Origin of the sequence: Methylobacterium goesingense (assembly GCF_022179225.1) — a bacterium.
Classification (GTDB): domain Bacteria; phylum Pseudomonadota; class Alphaproteobacteria; order Rhizobiales; family Beijerinckiaceae; genus Methylobacterium; species Methylobacterium goesingense.
In genome coordinates this window covers 1-5,408 of the sequence record NZ_BPQL01000092.1, presented here as the reverse complement: position 1 = coordinate 5,408, position 5,408 = coordinate 1, and the positions used below count along the sequence as shown (strand labels likewise).

At 63.7% G+C, this 5,408-nt stretch carries 4 protein-coding genes and 2 pseudogenes; 3 read left to right on the top strand and 3 right to left on the bottom strand.

Translation table 11 applies throughout. The features are described from left to right. The 3 genes from MFF30_RS16850 to ctrA all read right to left on the bottom strand — a co-directional run. On the bottom strand, window positions 1–628 hold a 628-nt coding region (locus tag MFF30_RS16850; RefSeq protein ID WP_238280639.1), incomplete at its 3' end, for an IS5 family transposase. Between the two features lie 870 nt (window positions 629–1,498). Further along, the gene (locus MFF30_RS16840) at window positions 1,499–2,392 is read right to left on the bottom strand and encodes an outer membrane protein (protein WP_373320925.1); all 894 of its coding nucleotides are present in this window, start codon (window positions 2,390–2,392) and stop codon (window positions 1,499–1,501) included. 334 nt (window positions 2,393–2,726) lie between these two features. Further along, window positions 2,727–3,428: a response regulator transcription factor CtrA gene (ctrA, locus tag MFF30_RS16835; RefSeq protein ID WP_238280637.1), complete on the bottom strand. Its 702-nt coding sequence runs from the start codon at window positions 3,426–3,428 to the stop codon at window positions 2,727–2,729. A 335-nt stretch (window positions 3,429–3,763) separates the two neighbouring features. Between ctrA and MFF30_RS16830 the strand changes: the two genes are divergently transcribed. The 3 genes and pseudogenes from MFF30_RS16830 to MFF30_RS16820 all read left to right on the top strand — a co-directional run. Further along, the gene (locus tag MFF30_RS16830) at window positions 3,764–3,913 is read left to right on the top strand and encodes a hypothetical protein (RefSeq protein ID WP_238280636.1); all 150 of its coding nucleotides are present in this window, start codon (window positions 3,764–3,766) and stop codon (window positions 3,911–3,913) included. A gap of 49 nt (window positions 3,914–3,962) precedes the next feature. Then, window positions 3,963–4,553, top strand: a pseudogene (locus tag MFF30_RS16825) (transposase family protein); the annotation flags it as partial. A 330-nt stretch (window positions 4,554–4,883) separates the two neighbouring features. Continuing rightward, a pseudogene (locus tag MFF30_RS16820) lies at window positions 4,884–5,408 on the top strand (transposase); the annotation flags it as partial.

Below are 5,408 nucleotides of genomic sequence, written 5' to 3'. Positions count from 1 at the left end.
CGACGATCCAGCGCCGTTCCAGAACGACGAAGCCCTTCTGGTCCGGGTCTTTTTCGACGACCCGTCGGCGCATGCCGTGAAGGTTGCACCATTCCTCGCAGCGCTTGGCCCGGAAGACGCTGTCGAAGAGGCCCAGACGCAGGCTCGGCCAGTACGGCTTGCCCTCGTCCAGAGCCGACAGCGTGTCACAGTCCTGCACGTTGGCCGGCACGATAGTCATGGCCAGGATGTGCCCCTCGGCATCGACCATCAGCACGCGTTTGCGGCCGACCACCCTCTTGGCGGCATCGTAACCGCGTGGCCCGCGCACGCCGATGCACTTGACGCTCTGGGTGTCGATGATCGCCAGCCGCGGCGTAGGACGCCGCCCGCAGCAGCGGCGCTGTCGGCGCGCGAGCGTCCGCATCAGAACCGCGAACAGGCCCTTGTCCACCCAGCGCCGGAACCATCCATAGACGGTGCGCCAGGGCAGGAAGCCATCGGGCAAGGCCCGCCATCCGCCGCCCGTACGCAGATGCCAAGCAACGGCCGCCATCACGCGGCGCGCCGACCTGGCGTTTGGTCGGGCCGGCGGGTCAGCCAGCTCCAGGAAGCGGGCCACCTCGTCCAAGCCCGCCTCCATCACCATGTTCTTCAAACGCGTCTCATGGCGCGTCCGATGCCGGTCCGTACACGTCTGCTCTCCACGCCGCCCCGCCAGGCGGAATTCGTGTTGCTACACGAGACAGATGGGGACGGCCGGTGGAGGTCCTCAAACAGGCTCTAAGGAGTTAAGCTGATGCCGAAGGTCGAACCAGAGAGCTCGTTGACGGCGGCCCGTAGTAATCGGCCAGCTTTGCCAGAGGCCCTACTGCACGATCCCTATTTTCCGCGCCGGGCAGTTGCCGTGAACGAGGATGCGAGCCGCTCCAAGTCGACGCCGGTCACGCGCGTGTACGATCCGCACTTCCCCAGGCTGACGCAGGCTGCGATTTAATTGTGCACCTCAGGGGTCGTTGCGGGCATAGGCGAGGCTCCGACTAAACTTAGGTTGAATTTTTAACAACCGCAACCAAGTCGGGCGCCTCTGGGGCAGGCTTAAGGAATAGCGCGCCATCGCCACCCACTACGAGAAGACCACCGCCAGCTTCATGGGTGTTCTCTCCCTCGCAGCCGCCCTCGATTGGCTCAAGCGATGATGGGCGTAGCTGGGTCTGTCAGGATCCTGCTGGCGCACCGTATGTACCGGCCTCATCGTGGTGCTTGAAGCCCGAACCCTTCGTTGATGCGCGAGTCATCGACGAAAAACTCGCGATGATCTCGGTCAGGGGGAGCTGCTCCGACACAGCTGCTTTATTCGCAATCCGCTTTATCAAATTCCGAGGGGCGCTTTGAAAACCGCGCCGTGGTCCAGACACGACAACGCCCCGAGGATGTCTCCTCGGGGCGTGCCTCGACGAAAGCGGCCAGGTGATCGGGGCTGGGGACGCTTAGGCCGAACCTAAATGTCCCGCAGACCTTAGTACGAGCCGAACTTGTAGTTCACGCCGGCGCGCACGACGACGAACTCGTCGGAGCGGCGGTTGGTGTAGCCCGAAGTGGCGGTCGCGTAGTTGGTGTTGATCCGGTAGGTCTGGCCGGTGGAGTTCGAGTATGCGAACACGCCGTTGTTGGCGTTGTCGCGGTCGAGGTTCACGTACAGACCTTCGACCTTGAGGGTCACGGCCGAGGACTTGAAGAAGTTCAGGAAGGAGTCGGTTGGCAGGGCGTACTCGACGCCGCCGCCGGCGGTCCAGCCGGTGCGGAAGTCGTTGCGGCTGCTGTTGGGCAGGCCGAAATCGCTGCCGCCGCCGCCGCCGTAAGCGAAGCCGCCGGTGCCGTACACCAGGGTGCGGTCGAAGGCGTAGCCGAGGCGGCCGCGCACGGTGCCGAAGTAGTCGAGGCCCGACAGGCCATTCGGGTTGACGGGGGTCAGGTCGGGGTTCAGGGCGCCGACGATGTTGGTGTAGCGGTTACGGCTGTTGCCGAAGTCGACGTACTGGGCGTCAGCTTCGATACCGACGACGACACCGGAGCCCGGGGTGAACTGGTAGTTGTAGCCGATCTGACCGCCGCCGACGAAGCCTTCGTTGCTGTCACGGCCGCCGAAGGCGCCAGCGCCACGGCCACCCACCAGGGGGCTGGCGGCGGTGCCGAGGAAGATCGGCGCATTGGCGACGATGGTGGTCGGACCCTTGTTGTCGTTGCCAGTGCCGAAGCCGTAGCCGGCGTTGAAACCGGCGTAGAAGCCGGTCCAGGTGAACACCGGCACCGGCACGAACACCGGGGGCGCCGCGCGGCGCGGAAGATCGGCGGCCGAAGCGACGCCGGCGAGGAGCGCAGTGGCGGCGCTGGCGAGGATGAGGGTCTTGATCATGTGAGGACTGCCGGGAACCAGAGGCGCACTCTCGGTGCGGTGTGAAGCGGTTCTACCGTGAGAGCCTGGCTGAGCTCTAGTGCATTTGAGCAACACCCAGGATAGATCGATATCGCCCCTAGCAACCTAACAAGAACTGAAGATTCACATCTTGGTAACCGGGTAGATTAACGCCCGGCCCGACGCATAGTTCCGAAGAAATATCTCGCCGGTTCGAGGTCTCGGGCGGGCGGGGCCGGTCGCGATGCCCGCGGACCGATGTCGAAGGCGTCGCCACGCGGCCATGGCGGTTAAAGATCAGAGCGACAGAGGGGGTGACGGGCCGCTCGGATCATCCCGCCATGGCGCGCATCGCAGAGACGCCGTCGTGGAGCACGTAGCCGCGGCCCCAGACGGTCTCGATGTAGTTCTTGCCGCCCGAGGCGTTGGCGAGCTTCCGACGCAGCTTGCAGATGAACACGTCGATGATCTTCAGCTCGGGCTCGTCCATGCCGCCGTAAAGATGGTTGAGGAACATCTCCTTCGTGAGCGTCGTGCCCTTGCGCAGGGCGAGGAGCTCCAGGATTTGATACTCCTTGCCGGTGAGATGGACGCGCGCGCTCGCGATGGTGGTGGTCTTCTCGTCGAGGTTCACGATGAGGTCGCCCGTGGTGATCACCGACTGAGCGTGGCCCTGCGAGCGGCGCACGATGGCGTGGATGCGGGCGACGAGCTCGTCCTTGTGGAAGGGCTTGGTCAGGTAGTCGTCGGCGCCGAAGCCGAGACCCTTCACCTTATCCTCGATGCCCGCCAGGCCGGAGAGGATCAGGATCGGCGTCTTGACCTTGGCGACGCGCAGGGTGCGCAGCACCTCGTAGCCCGAGATGTCCGGCAGCGTCAGGTCGAGCAGGATGATGTCGTAGTCGTACAGCTTGCCGAGATCGATCCCTTCCTCGCCGAGATCCGTGGTGTAGGTGTTGAAGCTCTCGGACTTGAGCATCAATTCGATGCTGGCGGCGACGGAGGCATCGTCCTCGATCAGCAGTACACGCATCGGAAAGCTCCTTGAAAGTTTGAGGCTTCCTAGCCCCACACTGGCAACAAAACGTTAAGGTTTCAGCCATCGCGATAGCGTGCGGAAACGTCGTGCACGTGTACCTGGGAGCAAACTCCGAGAAGTCTCGAGCATCTGAGCCGTTGAAGTAGAGAGACCGGCCAAGGGGCCTGCGACAGCGCAACAACAGGGTTAACGAAGCGTTGCCGTTCGGGACTTGCTCCCGTTATGGAAACGGTGCGAGCCATCAGTTTGGCCCTTGAACAGGGCACACCATGCGCACTCAAGCCGGGGCGCAGCTGCGTCTCACGCTTCGGGGCGCAAGGTACCGCGCTATGGTCAGTCTCAACGCTTATGGGATCACCCAGCACGCCATCGTGGGCGTAGACCCGGCGCAGAACGACTTGACCTACGGTATGATCGCTTCGCTGCACGATCGCCGCAACACCCTGACGGTCGTGCTGATCGGTGCGCTAGCTGTTTGATCCCGGGGTTTGATGGTGCACTTTTCACGCCGGAGTGGAGGGACGCGCTATGGGCCAGGTTCTTCACGGCAGCGCCACAACGACGGAGGCGATCCGTCGAGCGATCCAGCATAGTCAAGCGAGCCTGAGGGCCCTCTCGAAGCGCTACGGGATCAACCCGAAGACAGTCGCCAAGTGGCGGCGGCGGACCTCGGTCGCCGATCAGCGCACGGGGCCGAAGGATCCTCGCTCGACGGTGCTGTCACCCGAGGACGAGGCGGTGGTGGTCGCCTTTCGGCGTCACACACTCCTGCCCCTCGACGATTGCCTCTACGCGCTCCAGGCCACGATCCCACACCTGACCCGCTCTTCGCTTCATCGCTGCCTCCAGCGACACGGCATCAGCCGATTGCCCGAGGTCGACGGCGACAAGCCCAAGCGGTCGCGCTTCAAGGTTTATCCGCTCGGATACTTCCACATCGATCTGGCCGAGGTCCACACGGCGGAAGGGCGACTCTACCTGTTTGTCGCCATCGACCGCACGACCAAGTTCGCCTTCGTTGAACTCCATGAGAAGGCCACGCGGCGGGTCGCAGGCGACTTTCTCCGGCACCTTATCGAGGCGGTGCCCTACAAGGTGCACACGGTGCTCACCGACAACGTCCTACGTAGCGAGAAAGGACGGCTGGCTAGGCAACAGGTCTCCGTCCGCGAACATGCGCCCGCGGTGTGTTTGTCGTCAACGTCGATCCAGGCGGCTCCTGCCGATCCGGAAGAACTCTCCGCCATAGCGAACACAGGATCCAGCCGACGCGCGTCGCGCCGTGGTCCTCACCGTCCTCAACACGAGATGTCGATCCAGGCAGGAGACCCGAGCATTATCTACAGGGTCGTGGTTCTCACGCCTGTCCGACGTCAGCACCTGTGGGACAGATTGAGGGTCTTCACGAACGGAGGATGGCTGGTTCATCGTAGCCCCTAAGGAGCGAAGATGAAGCAGACATCCGGACCGGCCAAGAAACCGGCAGAGGCGGTGATCAAGGACATCCGTCGGGCCACACGTCGGCAGTTCTCGTCCGAGGAGAAGATCCGCGTGGTGCTGGAAGGCTTGCGTGGCGAGGACAGCATCGCCGAGTTGTGCCGACGCGAGGGGATCGCCGCCTCGATGTACTACGGCTGGTCCAAGGAGTTCCTGGAGGCTGGCAAGAAGCGCCTGTCGGGGGACACGGCTCGTGCGGCCACCACGGACGAGGTGCGGGATCTGCGCCGCGAGACGGGGGCGCTGAAGGAGGTCGTAGCTGATCTCGTCCTAGAGAACCGTCTGCTCAAAAAAAGCATGAGCGGGGCTGGGGGCGACGAGGCATGAGGTACCCGGCCTCTGAGAAGCTGGAGATCATCCGGCTCGTCGAGCAATCCCACCTGCCGGTGCGTGCCACTCTAAACAAGCTCGGCATCACGCGCTCGACGTTTTACCGCTGGTACGACGCCTACCGGCGCGGCGGCCCCGAGGCGTTGA